Origin of the sequence: Streptomyces sp. NPDC056169 (assembly GCF_042268445.1) — a bacterium.
Lineage (GTDB): Bacteria > Actinomycetota > Actinomycetes > Streptomycetales > Streptomycetaceae > Streptomyces.
The window spans coordinates 71,553-91,457 of sequence record NZ_JBHJUO010000020.1 but is presented as its reverse complement, the minus strand read 5'-3'; the positions used below and the strand labels follow the sequence as shown (position 1 = coordinate 91,457).

The following is a 19,905-nucleotide window of genomic DNA, read 5'->3' as shown; positions in this document are numbered from 1 at the left end:
GACAGACCCGGGGGCCCCACGTACCCGAGACCACCCCGTACACCCCGCACGCCCCGCACACCCCGTACACCCACACGCCCCGCAGTCCGTCCCCCGCAGCATCCCGAGCAGAGCAGTCGGCCCACCACCCCGGGCTCCGTCTCGCCGCCCCGTAACGAGAGGTGTGACGCACGCATGACCCTTACGTCGTACGCGGAGATCGCCGGAACCCGGCCCCGAGTCCGTCGAGATGTCCTGTTCACGCAGACCCCCAACGGCGTGATCTTCCACAACGCCGACGGCGGTTTCCAGCTCACCGCGAAGTCCGGCTACCGCTTCGCCACGCTCCTCATGCCGTACCTGGACGGCAGCCGAGCGGTCGAGGAGATATGCGCGGGGTTCGGTGACGCGCAGAAGGCCATGGTGGGCGAGCTGGTGCAGGCGCTCTACGGGCGGGACTTCGCCCGCCCCGTGCCGGCGCCGGACGGGACGCCCGCCGCGCCCGCGCCCTCTCCGGAGGCCGCGGCCCGCTTCGCCCCGCAGATCGCGTACATCGACCACTACGCCGACGCCGCCGCAAGCCGCTTCGCGCGCTTCCGGGAGACCCGGGTCGCGGTCGTCGGGGACGGTCCGGTGGCCCGCTGGTGCGTGCTCTCCCTCGTCCGGAACGGCTGCGCCGCCGTGGGCGTCGAGCGCTCCCTGGCCGAGAGCGACGCCGGTGTCACACGGGAGGAGTTCGCGGCCGTCCGCGAGGAGGCCGCCGCCCTCGCCGAGGAGGGCTGCCCCGTCGAACTGCCGCTGCTGCCGGGGCGGGACACGGTCCGCGGCCGGGAAGCCTGGTCCTCGTACGAGGGGTACGACGTGGTGGTGGCCGCCGCCGGGGCCGACGTCCCGGGCCTCATGCTGCCGCTGCTGCGGGAGGGCGTGCCCCGGGGTCGTACGCTGCTGCCCGCCTGGACGTTCGGCGGTTCGGCCGTCGTCGGCCCCGTGACGACCGCGGACTCGGCGTCCTGCTGGTCCTGCGCCGCGCTCCGGCTCGGCGCGGCCGGTGGTACCGCCGCGTCGGACGCCGCCGAGCTGTGGAGCGGTCTCGCCCTCGGCACCGGCACACCGGGCACCCAGCCAGCCGGGCCGCTCGCGGCGATGCTCGGGAACCTCCTCGGGTACGAGGTGTTCCGGCTGGTCACCGAGGCCCTGCCGGCCGAGACCCGGGACCGGGTGCTCGTCCAGTCCATGGCCAGCCTCGACGTCGCGTCGGAGCCGCTGCTCGCCCACCCGCGCTGTCCGTTCTGCTCGTCCGTCGCGGGCCTGCCCGAGCCGGTCGACGTGACGTCGGCGCCGGCGCGTCCCGCCTTCCTGCCGACGGTCGCCACCGCCCCCGACGACGACGCCGCCCAGGGGCCGCTCGCCGAACTGGAGCGGCGCTCGGCGCTCGTCCGCCCCTTCACGGGGGTCTTCAGGTCGTACGCCGACGAGCCGCTGACGCAGACCCCCCTCAAGGTGGGCTCGGTCGTCCTCGGTCTGGGGCCGCGGGGCACCCGTACGATCACGGCCTTCGACGTGCACCACACCGCCGGTGCCCGGCTACGGGCGCTGAACGCGGCGGCGGTGGTCTACGCCGAACACGTGGTCCCGTCCGCCGCGTTCGCGGAGCCGCTGGACGCCCTGCCGCCGGTGGCCCCCGACACCCTGACCATCGCATCGGGAACGGGCGGGGCGGGCGGTACGACGAGCTGGACACCGGCCACCTCGCTCCTCACCAAGGAAGTCGTACGGGTGCCCACCGGCGCCGTGCGTCCCTTCGGCCCGGACAACGCCGACCGCCGCTTCGAGCCCACCCGGGCCGGAGCCGGGGCGGGTTCGGACCTCCCGGACGCGGCGGCCGCGGGGCTGCTGTCGGCACTCGCCCACGACGCGCTGTGCCGGGCCGTCGCGGGCTCCGGTGACACCGCCCTGATCGCACCCGAGGTCTTCGGCGCGGACCCGGAGACGACGTTCCTGCTCCGGTCGGCCGCACTGCTCGGCCTCACCGTCGAGCTGCTCGACCTCGGCGAGCGGGCGCACTCCGGCGCGTCGGTCGTCATGGCGCGGACGGCGCCCGGTGACGCGGCCCCCGGCCGCTGGGCCGTCGGCGCCGCCCTCGACCTGGCCTCGGCCGCCGTCGACGCGATCCGGGACCTCCTGGGAGTGGTCCAGCTCGCCGGGGAGGAGCGGACCACCGACGAGGGCGACCCGCTGCTGCGGGACCTGGCCCCTGGCCTCGTGCCGGTCACCGGCGACGGGCCCGCGCAGGCACCGGGCGACCCCGTGGAGTGGCCCCACGTCCTGGAACGTCTCGCCGCCACGGGCCGGGACGCCTTCGTCGTCCCGACGCACGCCGGCGACCTGCCGACGGCGGGCATCCACACCGTACGTGTCCTGCTCACCCGGGAAGCCCGATGAGAGCCGAGACCGTGGCCCGAGCCGAGGCCGTGGCCCCGCCGGAGGCCCGGACCGCGCCCCTGCCGCACACGAACACCTCCGGTGCCCCCGCCGCGCCCGCGCGCGCCGGGTCCTCGTCCCGGTTCGCCGTCGCCCTGCGCACGGAGCTCGACGCGATCGGGGCCGTATCGGGCAGCCCCCTGCCGGCCGTGACGGTCGCCGCCCTCGGTGTACGGGACGCGTACGCGGACACCGCCGACGGGCACGGCCCCCGCCACGACTCCGCCGTCGCCGGCCGCCCGGTCCCCGTGCATCTCTACGGGCGTCAGGTCTTCGTCGGCCCGTGGCCCGTGTCGCCCGGGACCGCCGGGAACGCGGACCGCGCCGGCTGCGCGACCTGCCTCCGCCGCCGCTGGCAGGGAGTCCGCTCCGTGCCCCTGCGGGAGGGGCTCGAGCTCGGGTCGGAGACCCGCTCCGCGGGCGACTGGCCGTACGCCGTCCCCTTCGCCGCCGCCACCGTCGCCGCCCTGATCGCGGGGCTGGCGGAACGGGGGCCGGAGCCCGGCCCGTACCCCCGTGTCCATCTGATCGACCTCGACACCCTGTCCGTGCGGAGCCATCCGCTCGTGCCCGACCCGGAGTGTCCCTCCTGCGGGACGCCCGAGGAGGACACCGCCGAGGCCGCCACGCTGACGCTGCGTCCGGCACCCAAGTACCGGCCAGGCGTCTTCCGGGTCCGCCGGATCGAGGACTACCGGCTGCCCTTGGACGCGTTCGCCAACCCCCACTGGGGCGCGATCGGCCCGTCCGTCGTCTGCGACGTCGCCTCGGCCACCACTTCGGCCACCGTCGGCTGCTTCTCGTCCCGCTCAGGGGAGTACCTGCGCGAGACATTCTGGGGCGGCCATGCCGACACCTACGCGCGCAGCGTGTGCGTCGGGGTCCTCGAAGGCCTTGAGCGCTACGCGGGGATGCGCGCCCGGACCCGGACGGCGCGTCTCCGCGCGTCGCTGGACGACCTCGGCCCGGTTGCCGTGGACCCGCGCGAGACCGGGCTGTACGCGGAAGAGTTCCACCGCGACAACCCCCGGGTGCGGCCCTTCGCCCCGGACCGGGAGATCCCCTGGGTGTGGGGCTGGTCGCTGCGGGACGCGGCGCCGCGCGCGGTGCCGGAGGTCCTGGCGTACTACCACGCCCCGGGCCTGGAGAACCGGTTCGTGCAGGAGAGCTCCAACGGGTGCGCGTCCGGCGGCAGTACGGAGGAGGCCGTCTACTTCGGCCTGATGGAGGTCATCGAGCGGGACGCCTTCCTGCGCGCCTGGTACGGGCAGGTGCCGCTGCGCGAGATCGACCCGTCGACCAGCTCCCGGGCGAGCACCCGGCACATGGTCGACCGGCTGGCCATGTACGGCTACCGGGCGCGGTTCTTCGACACCCGGGCCGACCTCCCGGTCCCGGTGGTCACCGCGTGCGCCGAGCGGTTCGACGGGGGCGTGGGCCGCATGTGCTTCGGCGCGGGCGCGGGACTCGATCCCGAGTCCGCGCTCGATTCGGCGCTCTGCGAGATCGCCACCGACGCCGTCAACCTCGTCGGCCGGACCCGGCGCGACGAGGCGCGGCTGCGGGCGATGGCCGCCGACTTCGACCGGGTTACCACCCTCCACGACCATCCGCTGGTCTACGGCGTCCCGAAGATGGGTCGGCACGCCGACTTCCTGCTGCGGCAGCCGGACCGCCGGCCTCCCCTCGCGGTGGCCGACCTCGCGTGGCCGGACGCCGACGGAGCCACCGTCGCCACAGACCTGCGTGAGGACCTGCTGCGCGCCGTGGGCGCGGTGACGGCCGCCGGCTTCGACGTGGTGGTGGTCGACCAGACCCTGCCGGAGCAGCGCGCGCTCGGTCTGCACACCGTCAAGGTCCTGGTGCCCGGCCTCCTGCCCATCGACTTCGGCTGGTCCCGGCAGCGGGCCCGCCACATGCCCCGGATGCGCGCGGCCCTGGGCCCCGCCGGACTCCACCCCGCCCCCCATCCCTTCCCCTAGCGGCGCCCGTCCCGCACGCCGTCCGAAAGGAGGCCGACCCCATGGGGTACGCCCATGAGTACGCCGATGCCGTCCTGCATCGCGGCCGCGTTCCGATGGAACCCGCCGACTTCGTCCCCGACTGGCCCGACGGGCCGCGCAGGGGGAAGTTCTACCCGGGCGTGGAGTCCTACGCCCTGCCCGACGGGGACGACCTGGCCGACGCGCCCGCGTGGGCCGGCCTTCTCCCCCGGTCCGGCGACAGGCTCGCGGCCGCCGCACCGGCCGGTCCGGCCGGGGCGCCCGGGGCGCCTGGGGCTCCCGAGGCGCCCGGGGGCTTCACCCTCCCCCTGCTGTCCGCGATGCTCAAGGACTCGTACGGGCTGACCGGCCGTCGGCTCGGCATCCAGGCCAACAGCGACCTGTCCGGGCTGCCGCTCTACACCCACGCCAACTGGTCCCGCGGCACGGCGGGCGGCGGCGGTCTCTACCCGGTCGGCGTCTACTGGGCCTCGGGTCCCTCCGGCCCGCTCACGCCCGGCATCCACTACTACGACGTCCAGCGGCACGCCGTACAGCGGCTGTCGACGGGGGACGTGACGGCCCGGGTGCGCGAGGCGCTGGGGCAGGACGCCCCCGCCGAGGCCCTGGAGACGGACCAGTACCTGATCCTCGGCGTGAAGTACTGGCAGACGGCCTTCAAGTACAACAGCTTCGGCTTCCATGTGGTCTGCACCGATGTCGGGACGCTCGTGCAGACCTGGCGCATCTGGGCCGCCGCTCACGGGCTGCGAACCGCGCCCCTCCTGTGGTTCGACGAGCCCCGGCTGAACGGCCTGCTCGGCACGGCCGGCGAGGAGGAGGGTGTGTTCGCCGTCGTGCCCCTGCGCTGGGACGGCGACCGCACCGTGCCGCGTGCGGCGGTGGCCGACGGCCCCGACCCGGCGGTGCGGCACCGGGACGTCGAGCGCTCCCGTACCGTCATCGAGTTCCCCACGGTGCTCGCGATGCACGCGACGACCGTGGCCGGCGCCGCCGACCGGCCCGCGCCCGGCGCGCTCGCCCCGGCGGCGGCCCGGCCCGTCCCCACGGGCGGCACCCGGGTCCCTCTGCCCGCACCCGCCTTCCCCGAGGTGTCGGTGCGCCGCGTCCTGCGGAGCCGGCGCAGCAGTTTCGGGCGCTTCGACGCGGCCGACCCCGTCACGCCCGGCCAGCTGTCGTCCGTGCTCGCGGCCTGCGCGGCGACGTCCCTCGGCGGGGAGGCCGATCCGGACGGCACGCTCCGGCAGGTCCGTCTGTACGCCTTCATCAACCACGTCCGGGACATCGCGCCCGGCGCGTACGTCTACGACCCCGACAGGGGCGATCTCGCGCTCGTGGTCCCGGGCCCGCAGGGAGCGTTCCTCCAGGAGAACTACTTCCTGGCCAACTACAACCTGGAGCGGGCCGGCGTCGTCCTCGTGCCGACGGTGCGGACGACGGCCGTCCTGGACGCGGTCGGGGACCGCGGCTACCGGCTTGCGGTCGGCACGGCGGGCGCCGTGGCCCAGACGTTCTATCTGGCGGCGTCCGCCCTGTCGCTCGGCGCGGGAGTGGCCCTGGGCTTCGACAACGTGTCGTTCGTCGAGAGGCTCGGCCTGGAGGGCACCGCGGAGGCGCCGCTGCTGATCATGCCGCTCGGCAACGAACGCCCGGGCCCCGCCGACTTCCGCCACGAGATCGCCTGAGGGGGACCCGCGATGACACTGCTGACCAGCACCAGCACCAGCACCGGGACCGGGACCGGGACCGGGACCGGGAACAGTACCGATGCGGGCTCGAACGCCGACACCCCGCTCCCCCGTCCCGTCACATGGGAGGTGGGCCCGCGCTTCCTGCTCCGCGCCGCCGGTCTGCCCGTGGAGACCGTGCACGGGCTGCGCTGCCCGCGAACCCGCGCCTGGGCCGACGAGGTCCTGACCCGTGAGGAACGTCTCGCCGCCGGCGGCGCCGCCCTCAGCGAGGAGCTCCATGCCCTGGTCGAGGCGGCCGACGCCGTCGGCGACGACGCCCGGCGGGCGCTCCTCGCCCTGCGCCGCCAGATCTTCAACAACCGACTGCCAGCCGACCCGGCCGCGGCCGTACGGCTGGTGACCGGACTCGACGGGACGGCCGGCGCACACGTCTCAGCCTGGCTGGACGACCGCGTCGCGTACGGCGGCCTCCTCGGCGTGGGCCCGGCCCTCCTCGCGGAGGAACTGCGCACCGCCCGCGTCGCGTTGCGGACCGCGCTCGCCGGCGAGCCGCTGCGCCGGGGACTGCTCCTGGCGTCACCGGTGCTCGACAGCCGGCTCGACGCCTACCTGGGCGACACCCGTGCCGACCCGGGCAAGCGGATGCGCAAGATCGAACGGTCGGCGCTCGCGTACCTCTACCGCACGGCGTGCAAGACCAGCCCGTTCAGCACCCTCACCCCGGTCGCGACCGGGATCTTCGACGCCGGGCCCGGCGAAGGCGCCGACCTGCGCGTCGGCGGGCCCGAGGCCTGGAAGGGTCACGTACGGCTCAATGTGGTCGCCCTGGGGCGACTCGCCGAGCTGATCCTCGCCGATCCCGTGCGCCGCCAGGACCTCCCCGTCGTACTGTCCCCGGGCTGGGGCCGTGACGAGGACCGGATCCGCTACGTACGGCAGTGGGTGACGAGCGGCGACGACGACGCGTCCGTCACCTTCGACTCCGTCCGCGACCGGCTGTTCTACCTCCGGGGCAGCGGAACCCTGGAGCGTCTGCTCGCGTTCCTCGACGAGCGTGCGGGACTGCGCCACCGCGACCTGGTCGAGTGGCTCAGGACCGAGCACGGTGCCGACCCGGGCGAGTGCGAGCGGTACGCGGCCGCGCTGCTCCAGCTCGGCATGGTCCAAGTGCCGTGCCTGCGCACCGATGTGCACAGCCCCGACCCGCTGCGTTCGTTCCAGCTCGCCCTGCGTGACCTGGCGGCCTCGTGGGCCGATTCGGTGGCCGACGCCCTGGACGGACCGGCCGCCTGCCTGGCTGCGTACCCCGCCGCGGATCTCGCCGGACGGCGCGCGATCCTGCGGACCCTGCGCGAGCAACTCCTCGACGTCCAGAGGGAGCTGGGAGCGGAGGAGCCCACACTGCCGCGCACGCTTCTCTACGAGGACGTCAGCGCGGGCTCCGACCTGCCTTGCGGAACGGGACTTCTGACGGGTGCGACAGGGCAGGCCCTGCGGGCGGTCGAGGGCGTGCTGCCGATGTTCGACCTCACGCTGCCCCACCGCATCACCCTGCACGGCTTCTTCCTGGCCCGCTTCGGGCGCGGCGGCCGCTGCGACGACCTGCTCGGCCTCGTGCACGACTTCCACGAGGACTTCTTCGACCAGTACGTCTCCTTCGCCGCGAAGCGCACGACGTTCGACGCGAACGGGGAGTACGTCCCCGAGGAGAACTGGCTCGGCCAGCCCGCGCTGCGCGGCCTGGACGGCGCCCGCCGCCAGTTCGTCGCGGGAATGCGGGAGTTGTGGGAGGCGTGGGAGCGGAACGGGACCGACGACGAACTGCGGCTGCCCGCCGACCTCCTCGCCGCCGTGTCGGGTGCGCTGGAGCCGCTCGTCGACGACTTCGTCCCCCAGAGCCATCACCTCCAGGTGACCCTGCCCGCCCCGGACGGCGAGGCGCGCCCCCGTGTGGTCCTCAACCGCTCGTACGGCGGACTCGCCTTCCCCTTCAGCCGCTTCACCCACGTCTACGACCGGATGCCGGGGGCCGTCCCGACCGGCGGGGCCGGACTCTCGGAGCGGTTGCGCGCCGAGCTGCGCGACCGTCAGCCCCGGGGGGCCGTCTTCGCCGAGCTGACCGGTGGTCCCGTCACCAGCAACCTCAATCTGCACGGCAGGCTGACGGACTACCAGATCGTGTGCCCCGGCGAGACGTCCACGGTTCCGGAGGATGCCCGACTCGACCTGAGCGACCTCTCGTTGGAGCACGACGAGCGGACCGACCGTCTCGTCCTGCGTTCGCACCGGCTCGACCGCGAGGTCGTCCCGGTCTATCTCGGGTACCTCGTTCCGGTGGCCCTGCCGGAGATCCCCCGCACCCTGCTGCTGCTCTCGCCGAGCTCCATGACACCGACCGATGTCTGGGGCGGCGTCCCCGAGGGTCCGGCCGTCGACGGCGTCACGCGCCGGCCGCGGGTGGTCCACGGCGACATCGTGCTGAGCCGTCGCAGCTGGACGGCGGACGCCGCCGTGCTGCCGGTCCGCCGCCCCGGCGCGGACGAGGCGTCGTGGTACCTGGAGTGGCGGCGCTGGCAGCACCGGCACGGCCTGCCCGACCAGGTCTTCGCCACGGTGCTCCGCGAGGGCCGCAGGGCCCTGGGCGCCAAGCCCGTGTACGTGGACTTCGCGAGTCCGCTGTCGCTGACCTCGTTCGACGCCCTGGTGGACCGCGAGCCGGGCACCGGGGTGGCGCTGCGCGAGATGTGCCCGGCCGAGGACGCGCTGCATCTGACGTCCGCCCAGGGCCGGCACGTGGCCGAACTGGCCGTGGAGACCTTCACTTACCGCCACCGCACCGAGGACTGCCCGACATGACCGAACTGATCCCCCCGCACCCCGTACCCGCCCCCGTCCCCGTCCCCCGCGTCACGCCCGGCCCCGGCCCCGGCATGGGTGCTCCCGGCTCCCCGGTCCAGGAACCGGGAGAGTGGATCGCCCTGCACGTCTTCTACGCCGCCAGCCCACGGCCGATGCTGGTGGACTGCGTCCGGCCGCTCGTCGCCGGGCTCACCGCGGAGGGGCTGCTCGCGGGTCACTTCTTCATCAACTACTGGCTGGAGGGCCCGCACGTGCGACTGCGGCTGCGCCCCGCGAGCCCGGCCGCGGCTCCCGAGGTGAGACGGCGGGCCGAGGAGTCGCTCACCGCCTTCCTGAAGAGCCGCCCCGCGCTGTACGAGGTCGACTCCGGCTTCCTCAAGGACTTCTACAACGAACTGTTCGACATCGAGTTCCCCGGGGAGGACCGGGGTCGATACATGGGCGACGACGGCCGGATGAGGCTGCGCCCGAACAACAGCCTCAGCGAGGAGCCGTACGCCCCCGAGTACGCCAAGTACGGCGGCCCGGCCGGTGTCGAGCTCGCGGAGTGGCACTTCCGCCACTCCAGCGAGCTGGTCGTCGACGCCTTCCGCACCATGAACCTCCACCTCCGCACCGTGCTGCTCGGCACCTCCGCACAGCTGATGATGGTGATGGCGAGCTGCTTCCTGCCGGAGGAGGACCGGCTCGCCGACTACCTGGACGGCTACTACGCGTTCTGGCACCGGGCCTTCCCCGGGACCGGGTTCATCGGCTCGAAGGAGTACGAGCGGAACTACGCCGAGATGGCGCCCGTCCTGAGCCGCCGGTTCGCCGCCGTCCGGGACGCGATCGCGAGCGGCGAGCTGGAGCGGCTGCCGTCCTTCCTGCGGGGCTGGGCGGAACACTGCCTGGAACTGCGGAGTCGCATCGAGGAGTTGACGGGCCGGGGCGAGCTCCTTTTCCCGCTCCATGAGGGCCCCGCCCGCGAGGACACCGGGCAGATGCGCACGGAACCGGCGGACGCCGTCCCGGCGGCGCCGCTCACCCATCTGCCGTCGGTCCTCCCCCGACTCCTCTCCCCGTACATGCACATGACCAACAACCGGCTGCATGTGACGATCCGCGACGAGGCCTACCTGTCCTTCGTCCTCGGCCAGGTCCTCAGAGACCCGCACGTCGCGGCGGCGGACGCATGACGGCCACCGCGGCGCGGGCGTATCGCCCCGCCCTCCGGCCGGGGGTGCTCCTCGGCCCGCCCCTCCTGCGCGGCCCCCGGACCGTGCACCTCGTCCGACACCCGGTCACCGGGGCGGCGTTCGAGGTCGGGATCAAGGAGCACTTCCTCATGTCGCGCCTCGACGGCACGCGCACCCTTGACGACCTCGCGCCCGCGTACGCGGAACGGTTCGGCCGCCGGCTCGGCGAGGAGCACTGGAACCGGCTCCTCGGCCTCCTCGGCACCCGGGGCCTCCTCGTCGGCGCGCCCGATCCGGCCGCTCCGACCGCCGCCCCTCAGCGCCCCAACTCCCTCTGGCGTGGCACCCGTCCGATGGTCGCGGACGCCGACGCGACCACCGCCCGACTCCACCGCCTCCTGCGTCCCCTCCTCCACCCGGCCGTCCAAATACCGCTCCTCGCGGCTGTCTTCGCCCTCATCGGCGCGCTCGCATGGCGGTCGGGGGAACTGCTCGACGGCACCGCCGAACTGGTCCGGCAGCCGTTCGCGCTGATGGGCGTCGCCCTGTTCCTCTGGGCGAGCATCACGCTGCACGAGCTGGCGCACGGCGTCGCCGCCCAGCACTACGGGGGGCACGTCGCCGAGATCGGCCTGCGCTGGCGGTTCCCCGCCGCCCTCCTCTACTGCACGGTGGACAACTACCTCTTCCTGCCGGGCCGGAGGGCCAAGCTGGTCATCGCCGGGGCCGGCGCGCATCTCAACATGCTGCTCCTGCTGCCCTTCGGCGTCTGGTGGTTCCTGCTCCCCGCCGACGCGCCGGAGCGTTCCCCGCTCGCCGGCCTCCTGGTGTTCGGCACGATCCAGGCGCTGAGCAATCTCGTACCGCTGCCGCCGCTCGACGGGTACCGGATGCTCGGACACGCCCTCGGAGCCGATCACCTCGCCCCCGAGACCCGGACCTATCTGGCGCTGCGTCGCCGCGGGGCCGCGGGGGCCGAGGCCCTTGCCGACTATTCGGTTCGGGCCCGGCGGATCTACACGGCGTACGCGCTCGGCTCCACCGGCGTGGTCCTGCTCGCCGCGGCGGCCACGATCACGTTCGTACTCCACCTGCTCGGCTGACCCGAAGGAACCGCGCACCACATGAGTGAGGTACAGGCCATGTCAACCACATCCGCCGCGGGCGGTTCGCCGACCGCCGCCGTCCAGGTCCGGGGAGTCTCCAAGCGGTACGGGGACCGCCAGGCCGTGGACGACGTCTCCCTGCAGATCCACCGGGGCGAGTTCTTCGGGCTCCTCGGCCCCAACGGTGCGGGCAAGTCCACCCTGATCGAGATCATGGAGGGACTGCGCCGGGCCGACACCGGCACGGTCTCCGTCTTCGGCGAGTCCCCCTGGCCCCGCAACACCGCGCTGCTCCCCCGGCTCGGCGTGCAGACCCAGAGCTCGGCGTTCTTCGTCCGGCAGACCGCCCACGAGCACCTGCGGACCGTCGCCGCTCTCTACGGGGCGCCCCGGAGCGCCGTCGACGCCACCCTCGACTCCGTGGGCCTCACCGAGCAGCGGGGCGTCCAGGTCGAGAACCTCTCGGGTGGTCAGCGGCAGCGGCTGGCGATCGCCTCCGCGCTCGTCCACGGTCCCGAGCTGATCTTCCTCGACGAGCCGACCGCCGCCCTCGACCCGCAGGCGCGCCGCGCCCTGTGGGAGGTGCTCCGCGGGCTGAAGGCGGAGGGACGCACCATCGTGCACACCACCCACCACCTCGACGAGGCGGAGGCCCTCTGCGACCGGATCGCCATCCTGGTGGACGGCCGGATCGCCGTGACCGACTCCCCGCACAACCTGGTCGGCGCCTCGCGGGCCCCGAGCCGTCTGCTGCTTCCCCTGGGCCGCCTCGACGAGGGACGGGCCGCGGCGATCGAGGGCGTCGAACGGGTCAGCGTCGAAGGCGGCTCGCTCGTCCTGGAGACCCACGCGTCCGGTCGTGTCCTCTCCGCCGTCGACAAGCTCGTCGGACTCGACGGCGTCCAGACCCGCTCCGCCAGCCTGGAGGACGTCTACCTCGACCTGACCGCCCGCCTCACCGGTGCCGGACGGTCCGGCCACCCGCACGCCGAGACCACGGAGTCCTGACCATGAGCGCCTACGCCGCACTGACCGGGGCGGGCTACCGGGCCCAGGTCCGCGACAAGACCACCCTCTTCTTCACGTTCGCCTTCCCCCTCCTCTTCCTCGTCGTCTTCGGGCTGATCTTCCGCGGCCAGGCCGTGGAGGAGAGCGGCCTGTCCTACCTCTCGTACACCGCGTCCGGGGTGCTGTCCTGGGGCGTGGCGAACGCCGCCGTGTTCGGCATCGCCTTCACCCTCATGCAGTGGCGGACCGACGACATCCTGCGGCTGATCCGGATGTCCCCGGCCCCGCTCTCCGCCGTCATCGGCTCCCGCTACGCGATCGCGCTGGTCGTCGGCGCCGTCCAGTCGCTGCTCTTCGTCGGGGTCGCGATGCTGCCGGTGTTCGGCCTCGAACCGGCCTCCGGCTGGCCTCTGTTGATCCCGGTCCTGATCCTGGGCATCACCACCTTCCTGCTGCTCGGGGTGATCATCGGGTCGTTGGCCGACACGCCCGAGTCGGTCGCGGCCGTCGCCAACTTCCTGATGCTGCCCATGGCGTTCCTGTCCGGGTCCTTCTTCCCGCTCGACTCGATGCCGTCCTGGCTGCAGAACGTCTCGCTTGCCATGCCGCTGCGCTATCTCAACGACGCCGTGTCCCACGCGCTCGCCGGCCGCGGCGACTCCTCCGACGTATGGGTGGGATGCGTCGGACTGCTCGTGTTCGCCCTGGTCTTCGGCGCGGTCGCGGTGAGGACCTTCCGCTGGACCAAGTCGTCGTGAGCGCCGCCGGGAAGACCCTGGGCGGGACCGCGCCGCCCCTGCCCCTGCCCCTCGACGAGGCGCGGGCCGGTCTACGGGCCGCGCTCGCCGTGCGTCTCGGACGCGACGTACCCGTCGTCCCGGTCGGGGTCACGGACGCCGGCACACCGCTCGGCGGCCGAAGAGCCCCCGACCCCTGGGCGGCCGAGCGCGCCGACGCCCGCGTCCACCTCACCGCCTCCGCGGTGCTCGTCGGCCCCTGGGGCGGCGACGGCACCGCGCCCGCCTGCGGACGCTGCCTCGCCCTGCGCTGGCAGCGGTTGCGCAGCCGCAGCGAGCGCGACGCGCTGGAGACCGGCGGTCCGGACGGACCGCGCCCGGCCGGGGTGTGGCCGCTGCTCACCGACCATGTGTACGACGCGGTCGCGGCCCTCCATCAGGCGGTGCTCGACGGCCGACCCGGGGCCGAGCCCGCCTCGCCGGATGCCGCCGACCGGGCGCTGCCGCAGGTGTCCCGCATCGACCTGCCGACGCTCGCCGTCCGCACGTACCCGCTCCTCGCCGACCCGCTCTGCCCCGACTGCGCTCCGGACCGCGCCCCGGCAGGGCCGCGTCCGATGGCCTTCGCCGAGCGGCGGAAGCCGGACCCGGGCACGTACCGGCTGCGTGCCGCGTCCTCGTACCCCCTGCCGCGCGAGGCGCTCGCCAACCCGGTCTGCGGCGCGCTGGGCGGCGGCACGTGGATCAGCGTCACCTCGCCGACGACGGCGCCGGTCGCCGGGAGCGTCTTCGTCCGCGGTTACGCCGGTCTCAACGACGTCACATGGAGCGGCCAGGAGAACACCTTCTCCACCAGCCGCACCCTGGCCTTCCTTGAGGGCCTCGAACGGTACGCGGGAACCCACCGGCGCGGCCGGCACACCCCCGTCACCGGCTCCTGGAACGAACTCCGGGACGACGCCGTCGACCCCGCCACGTGCGGCTTCTACGATCCGCGCACCTATCGCGACGATCCGCTGGTCGACCCGTTCGACCCGGACCGTGCGATCCCCTGGGAGTGGGGCTGGTCGCTCCGCGACGAGCGTCCGGTCCTGGTCCCCTCCCGGCTCGTGTACTACAGCGCGGGTCTCGCCGCCGACAACTTCGTCTTCGAGTGCTCCAACGGCTGCGCCATCGGCGGCAGCCTCGAAGAGGCGGTCCTCGGCGGGCTGCTCGAACTCGTCGAGCGGGACGCCTTCCTGAACGCCTGGTACGGCGACGCCCGGCTCGCCGAGATCGACCTGGTCACCGTCGGCGGCGGGTCGTCCGCGGCCATGGCGGAACGTGCGGCGCTCCAGGGGTACGACGTCCACGTCCTGGACAACCGCATCGACCTGCCGGTCCCCGTGGTCACCGCGGTGGCCGTACGCCGCGACGGCGGCCCCGGCACCCTCTCGTTCGCGGCGGCGGCCTCGCTCGACCCCCGGTCCGCGGTGGAGGGCGCGCTGTCGGAGGTGCTCACCTACATCCCGCACCTCTCCCGCCAGACGCAGGAGCGGAGGGGCGAACTGGAGGCCATGGCCGATGACTTCGGCCTCGTCCGCCATCTGAAGGACCACGCGCAGCTGTATGGGCTGCCGCGGATGGCGATGCATGCCCGGGGATATCTGGAGCCCCTGGCGGTACGTCGCTTCGACGAGGTCTACCGGGACTGGGAGTCGACCGGCCGGCCCCGGACGGACGATCTCCAGGACGACGTCCGGGCCGTGACCGACATGCTCGCGGAGGCCGGACACGACGTGGTCGTCGTCGACCAGACCACCCCCGAACAGGAGCGGATGGGGCTGTGCACGGTGAGCACCCTCGTACCGGGTCTGCTGCCGCTCGACTTCGGCTGGAACCGGCAGCGGGCGCCGCTGCTGCCCCGGCTGCGGACGGCCCTGCGCCGGGGCGGCCATCGTGCGACGGACCTGACCGAAGCCGAGATCCGCAGGGTCCCGCACCCGTTCCCGTAGCCGAAGAGCCCCGGAATCGGCGGAACGGAAGGCGCCCGGTGTCCGAGGAACGGACACCGGGCGCGCCTCCGGCCGTGATCCGGCCGGTGGGACGTCGATCAGGCCGAGCAGGAGGTGGTGCTGGTGGTGGAGCTGCAGGTCGAGGTCGAGCTGGTGCTGGTGGAACCGGCCAGCACGACCTCGCTGGCGTCCGAGTAGTCGGAGATCTCGAACGTCTCGGCCTCGAGTTCGAGGATCTCGTCGGCGAGCGTGCCCAGGTCCTTGTTCATGGCGCCTCCTCTTGACCACGGTCCGAACGGGACCGTCCGGGGGGTGTGTACGTCTCTCATTCCACCGCCACCCGCTCACCGTTCGGCATGTCTCCCGCACGCACATCGCTGGCACGTGACGCCAGCGGCGTGCCTCCTCCCCTCTGGAGCCTCGTGAACCAGCCCGAACCCCTCGGCCCCGTCCTCGCCTCGGCCGGGGAGGCACTGCGTCCCGCTCTCACTCTGTACCTGGACGTTCACCGGGTCCCGGAGCTGTCCGGCGAGGAGCGCCGCACGGCCGGGCTCTTCGCGGACCGCCTTGACGCCCTGGGCCTCGACGTCACCCGGGGCATCGGCGGTCACGGTGTGGTCGGCGTCCTGCGCAACGGCGAGGGCCCACGGGTGTACCTGCGGGCCGAACTCGACGCCCTTCCCCTGGAGGAGCGGACCGGGCTGCCGTACGCGAGCGGGAACGGCGCCATGCACGCCTGCGGCCACGACCTGCACCTCGCCGCCGCGGCCGGGGCGGCGGACGTCCTGGTCCGCGCGGCCGCGCACTGGCGGGGGACCCTCGTGGTCCTCGGCCAGCCGGCCGAGGAGACGCTGACGGGTGCGCGCGCGATGCTGGAGGACGGTCTGTACGAGCGGTTCGGCAGACCGGACGCCGTCCTCGCCCAGCACGCGGCGCCGCTGCCCGCGGGTATGGTCGCGCACGGCACCCCGCACGCTCCGGTGACCGCGGCGAGCATCGCGCTCGACGTCGTGCTGCACGGGCTCGGAGGACACGCCGGGACGCCCCACCTGGCCGTGGACCCGGTGGTGACGGCAGCGGCCGTGATCACCCGGCTGCAGACGATCGTCTCCCGCGAGAGCGCCCCCGCCGACCAGGTCACGCTCACGGTCGGCACCCTGCGTGCGGGCACGGCGGTGAACGTGGTGCCGGACACGGCGGAGTTGGGGATCGGCCTGCGGGCGCTCACGGACTCGTCCCTGGACCGCGCGCTCGCGGCGGTCGAGCGCATCGTCCGGGCCGAGTGCGCCGCCTCCGCCTGCCCGCGCGAGCCCGAGGTGACGGCCGTCTCGCGCGCCCCGGCGCTGTGGGGCGATCCCGCCGCGACCCGGGCGGTCCGCGCCGCCCACACGGGGCTCTTCGGTTCCGCCCGGGTCGCCGACTGGCCGCCGTCGCTGGCCTCGGAGGACTTCCCGCTGTACGGCGGCGCGGGCGCCGCGCTCCACGGCGAGAAGGACGTCCCCCTCGTCTACTGGATGGTCGGCACCGCGAGCCCCCGTCAGTGGACGGCCTCGGCGGGCCGGCTCCCGCCCAACCACTCCCCTCTCTTCGCCCCCGACCCGCGCACGGCCTTGCAGCCCGCCGTCACCGCCCTGGCGGTGGCGGCACTCAGCAGGCTCGCGCGGCCGTCCGGCAGGGGTCTCAGGCGCGGGCGGCCGCCGCGGCGACGATCCAGTTCCTGAACTCGACGGCGTAGTGCCGCAGGTGGTGCTCCAGGACCTCGTCCGGGCAGGTGACGGGGAAGTAGACCGTCAGATTCGCGGTGAAGCCGTCGGCGGTGTCGCCGAACTGGATCAAGGCCCGCCCGACGACGGTGCCATCGGCCAGGAAGAGGTTCGAGGACATATTGCGCGGGAACTCCGACTCCGGGAGGAGCTCGGCCGCGTCCTTGGCCCAGTCCAGCGCGTCGGTGCCCCAGCCGCCCATGGAGAAGTCGGCGACGTGCGGGCCGATGTTCTCCACCACGCGCGCGCCGATCTCATCGGTGCCCATCACGTAGTGCTCGGGGTGCGCCGCGAGGAGCGGCTTCTCGTCGCCGGCGAAGGCCTTGTCCATCCAGGCCAGGAACTCGCCCGAGGTCAGCCCCTTCGCCGCGAGCACGGTGGTGCCCCCCTTGAAGGCGCCGTCGGAGGTGCGGGCGCTCTCGCGCAGAAAGGCGTTGCCCTCCTCGATGTCCGCGGCCAGGAGGTCGAGGAGCCCTTGGCGGCCCAGCAGTGTCCGGAAGCGGTCGACTGCGCGGCGGGCGTAGAAGAGCTCGAAGTCGTCGATGCTCCCGGCGCCGGCGGGTCCGGCCGCAACGGTCGACACCGCGGCCCGCGCCCTCCTCGGCGCCTGCTTCCACAACTCCGTACGCCCCGATGCCGCCACCGGCGAGGCGGCCGGACGCCGGTACGCCGACGAGCTCAGCGACATGGCATCGCCTACCTCCTCACACCCGACCGGCGCCGCAACGCAGAGTCACGCCGATCGGCGGTCCCGACGTCGTAGCCTTGTAGCAGCCGCGCACGACCGCACGGCCTGGACCACTACGGGGCAGGAGAGCAGCATGGACAGCTCCCTCTGGCTCATCGTGGCCGTGGTTCTCGTGCTCGTGGTGGCGGGATTCGCGGCTGTTCTGCTCGTCCGCGTCTTCCAGGCTCGGAGGCTGCTGCTGGCCGCCGGTGTCCCGTTGCGGTCCAAGGCCCTGTTCTGGGCAGCGGTGGCCTACACGATCTCGCCGATCGACCTGATCCCGGACCCGGTCTATCTGGATGACATCGGCGTCCTCCTGATCGCCCTGCGCGTGTTGCACGCGGCGACCTCCGGGAGCGAGGCGGCTCCCGGGGGGCTCCCCGGGGGTTCGAAGGCCTCGGGGAGCGGTCCGGCGGCGGTGTCGCAGACTCAGTGAGGTGTGCCGGCGTTCCGGCCGTCCTCAGGAGGGCAGGTTCTGTTCCGCCCACACCACCTTGCCGGTCACGGTGCGGCAGGAGCCCCATCGGCGGCACAGCATGTTGATGAGCTGGAGACCTCGGCCGCCCTCGTCACTGAGATCCGCGTGCTGGATCTGGGGCAGGTCGGGGCCCGTGTCCGAGACCTCCACGACAAGTCGGTCGCCGCGCAGCAGCCGGAGTCTGCCGGGCCCGTTGCCATAGCGCAGGGCGTTGCCGACGAGTTCGGAGACGACGAGTTCGAAGACGTCGGTGAGCTCCGTCAGATCCCACTCGGCGAGCTGGTCCGTGACCAGGCCCCGGGCCACGGACGCCGCTCGCCCTTCCTGCGGCAACTGCCACTCGCGCAGGTCGGCCGGGGCCTCCGAGACGGCCGTCGCGACGATGAGTACGGCCTCGTCGAAACGGGTGGGGTCGGCCGGGGCGCGCTCGATCAAGCCGCCGGCTTCGAGAGCCTCGGATGCCAGGCCGCACGCCGTGGAGCGCAGGGACTCCAGCTGGTGGTCGATGTCCGCGCGCCGGGACTTGACGAGCCCGTCCGTGTACATGACCAGGTTGCCGCCCCTCGGCACTTTGACACGGATCGGGTCGTACGGGATCACTCCGGCCCCGAGCGGCGCGCCGACGGGTACGTCCACGAACTCGGCGGAGCCGTGTCCGTCGAGGAACAGCGGCGGCAGGTGCCCGGCGCTGGCCAGCGTGTAGGTGGAGTCGGCCGGGTCGAAAACGGCGCAGAGGAAGGTGGCGACCTGCTCGTCCTCCAGGTCACGCGTGGCGAGGTCCAGCCGGGCCAGGACGCGCTCCGGAGCCATGTCCAGCGTCATCAGGGTGCGGGCCACCGTCCGCAGCCGCCCCATCGTGGCGGCCGCGGGCAGCCCGTGGCCCATGACGTCGCCCACCATGAGGGCCGTACGTCCGCCGGGCAGGGCCATGATGTCGTACCAGTCGCCACCCACGCCGTGGTGGGCCGTCGAGGGCGCGTACTCGGAGTGCACGCGGAGCCCGGGCGTCACCGGGGTCGCGCGCGGCAGCAGTGCGCGTTGCAACGAGACGACGTGCTCGTGCTCGCGCCCGTACAACCGTGCGTTGTCGATGTAGACGGCGGCCTGCGAGGCCAGCTGTTGCACCAGTGCGAGGTCGGTGGTGGAGAACGGTGGTGTTCCGGGGCCGCGGACGAAGTCCGCGCTGCCGAGCAGCAGCCCGCGGGCGATCAGCGGCACGGCGAGATAGCTGTGCACTCCGGCGGCTCGCATCTTCGCCGCGGCGCTCTCCGTCGGCGCGACCTTGATGAAGTCGTCGTTCCTCATGCGGCTGACCAGCACGGGCTTGCCCTGTCGCAGACAGTAGCGGTGCAGCAGCGTCTCGTGCGTCTCCTCGACGCGGGCGGTGGTCTCGCCCACCGGAGTGGGCTCCAGAGAGGACAGCTCCTCGACGGCGCACAGGGCGGTGGCCCGCATGAGCGGGACACCCGTACCCGTCCACTGTGCGCCCTCGTCGCCCCGCAGGACACGCTCCAGGATGTCGACGGCGGCACCGTCGGCGAAGCGGGGCACGGTGAACTCGGCCAGCTCTTGGGCCGTGCGTTCCAGGTCGAGGGTGGTGCCGATCCTGGAAGCGGCGGAGTTCAGCCAGGCGAGCCGACCTCGCGTGGTGAGCCGGTCGAGCGGGACCTCGCCGCCACCCCGGGCGAGTCGTCTGCGGGCTCCGGCCGAGCGGTGCGCCGCGGCACCCTTTCCGGCCGAAGCCCGGGCGGCCAGGCGCCGTCTTCCCTCGCCGCCGTTCATTCTTTCGACCTCCGGAACAGGAACTCGACCACTGTTGGTGCTCAGCATGCACCCTTTTTCGGCCGATCGGCCGACTTCCGGCCGGGAACCGGGCCGGTACGGCGCGGAGGGGGAGGAAG

At 73.6% G+C, this 19,905-nt stretch carries 14 protein-coding genes; 11 read left to right on the top strand and 3 right to left on the bottom strand.

Features of this window, described 5'->3' with window-relative positions; translation table 11 throughout:
- The first annotated feature begins 174 nt into the window (after positions 1-174).
- The 9 genes from ACFC0G_RS30390 (at position 175) to ACFC0G_RS30350 (ending at position 15,036) form a co-directional block, all read left to right on the top strand.
- Entirely contained in the window at positions 175-2,421 is a 2,247-nt protein-coding gene (locus tag ACFC0G_RS30390; RefSeq protein ID WP_376409184.1) for a TOMM precursor leader peptide-binding protein, read from the top strand.
- Positions 2,418-4,442 (top strand): TOMM precursor leader peptide-binding protein, encoded by a 2,025-nt coding sequence (locus tag ACFC0G_RS30385; protein ID WP_376409181.1) that lies wholly within the window; start codon positions 2,418-2,420, stop codon positions 4,440-4,442. The genes ACFC0G_RS30390 and ACFC0G_RS30385 overlap by 4 nt, the downstream gene beginning before the upstream one ends.
- 41 nt (positions 4,443-4,483) lie before the next feature.
- The gene (locus ACFC0G_RS30380) at positions 4,484-6,148 is read left to right on the top strand and encodes a nitroreductase family protein (protein ID WP_376409178.1); all 1,665 of its coding nucleotides are present in this window, start codon (positions 4,484-4,486) and stop codon (positions 6,146-6,148) included.
- A gap of 12 nt (positions 6,149-6,160) precedes the next feature.
- A complete protein-coding gene (locus tag ACFC0G_RS30375; RefSeq protein WP_376409175.1) occupies positions 6,161-9,010 on the top strand; it encodes a lantibiotic dehydratase in 2,850 nt (949 codons plus the stop codon).
- Between the two features lie 74 nt (positions 9,011-9,084).
- Complete coding sequence (locus tag ACFC0G_RS30370; protein ID WP_376409411.1) at positions 9,085-10,191, top strand: lantibiotic dehydratase C-terminal domain-containing protein; 1,107 nt, start codon at positions 9,085-9,087, stop codon at positions 10,189-10,191.
- Positions 10,188-11,294, top strand: a complete 1,107-nt coding sequence (locus ACFC0G_RS30365; protein ID WP_376409172.1) for a metalloprotease — start codon at positions 10,188-10,190, stop codon at positions 11,292-11,294. The genes ACFC0G_RS30370 and ACFC0G_RS30365 overlap by 4 nt, the downstream gene beginning before the upstream one ends.
- A 39-nt stretch (positions 11,295-11,333) precedes the next feature.
- Positions 11,334-12,305, top strand: a complete 972-nt coding sequence (locus ACFC0G_RS30360) for an ABC transporter ATP-binding protein (protein WP_376409169.1) — start codon at positions 11,334-11,336, stop codon at positions 12,303-12,305.
- Between the two features lie 2 nt (positions 12,306-12,307).
- Positions 12,308-13,063, top strand: coding sequence for an ABC transporter permease (locus tag ACFC0G_RS30355; RefSeq protein ID WP_376409167.1), 756 nt, complete (start codon positions 12,308-12,310; stop codon positions 13,061-13,063).
- On the top strand, positions 13,060-15,036 hold the full coding sequence (locus tag ACFC0G_RS30350) for a TOMM precursor leader peptide-binding protein (protein WP_376409164.1): 1,977 nt from the start codon (positions 13,060-13,062) through the stop codon (positions 15,034-15,036). Before ACFC0G_RS30355 ends, ACFC0G_RS30350 begins: the two co-directional genes overlap by 4 nt.
- A gap of 98 nt (positions 15,037-15,134) precedes the next feature.
- Here ACFC0G_RS30350 and ACFC0G_RS30345 read toward each other — a convergent pair whose 3' ends face one another.
- Complete coding sequence (locus ACFC0G_RS30345) at positions 15,135-15,305, bottom strand: thiazolylpeptide-type bacteriocin (protein ID WP_376409161.1); 171 nt, start codon at positions 15,303-15,305, stop codon at positions 15,135-15,137.
- A gap of 153 nt (positions 15,306-15,458) precedes the next feature.
- On the opposite strand from ACFC0G_RS30345, the gene ACFC0G_RS30340 reads away from it, so the two are divergent.
- Positions 15,459-16,757 carry an amidohydrolase gene (locus tag ACFC0G_RS30340; protein WP_376409159.1) on the top strand — a complete coding sequence of 433 codons (1,299 nt, stop codon included), beginning with the start codon at positions 15,459-15,461 and terminating at the stop codon, positions 16,755-16,757.
- Here the strand turns inward: ACFC0G_RS30340 and ACFC0G_RS30335 are convergent.
- Complete coding sequence (locus ACFC0G_RS30335) at positions 16,717-17,487, bottom strand: hypothetical protein (protein ID WP_376409156.1); 771 nt, start codon at positions 17,485-17,487, stop codon at positions 16,717-16,719. The two genes, ACFC0G_RS30340 and ACFC0G_RS30335, sit on opposite strands and share 41 nt — an antisense overlap.
- 133 nt (positions 17,488-17,620) lie before the next feature.
- Between ACFC0G_RS30335 and ACFC0G_RS30330 the strand changes: the two genes are divergently transcribed.
- Positions 17,621-17,962, top strand: a complete 342-nt coding sequence (locus tag ACFC0G_RS30330) for a YkvA family protein (RefSeq protein ID WP_376409154.1) — start codon at positions 17,621-17,623, stop codon at positions 17,960-17,962.
- 24 nt (positions 17,963-17,986) lie between these two features.
- Here ACFC0G_RS30330 and ACFC0G_RS30325 read toward each other — a convergent pair whose 3' ends face one another.
- On the bottom strand, positions 17,987-19,786 hold the full coding sequence (locus ACFC0G_RS30325) for a SpoIIE family protein phosphatase (protein ID WP_376409151.1): 1,800 nt from the start codon (positions 19,784-19,786) through the stop codon (positions 17,987-17,989).
- Between the last annotated feature and the right edge of the window lie 119 nt (positions 19,787-19,905).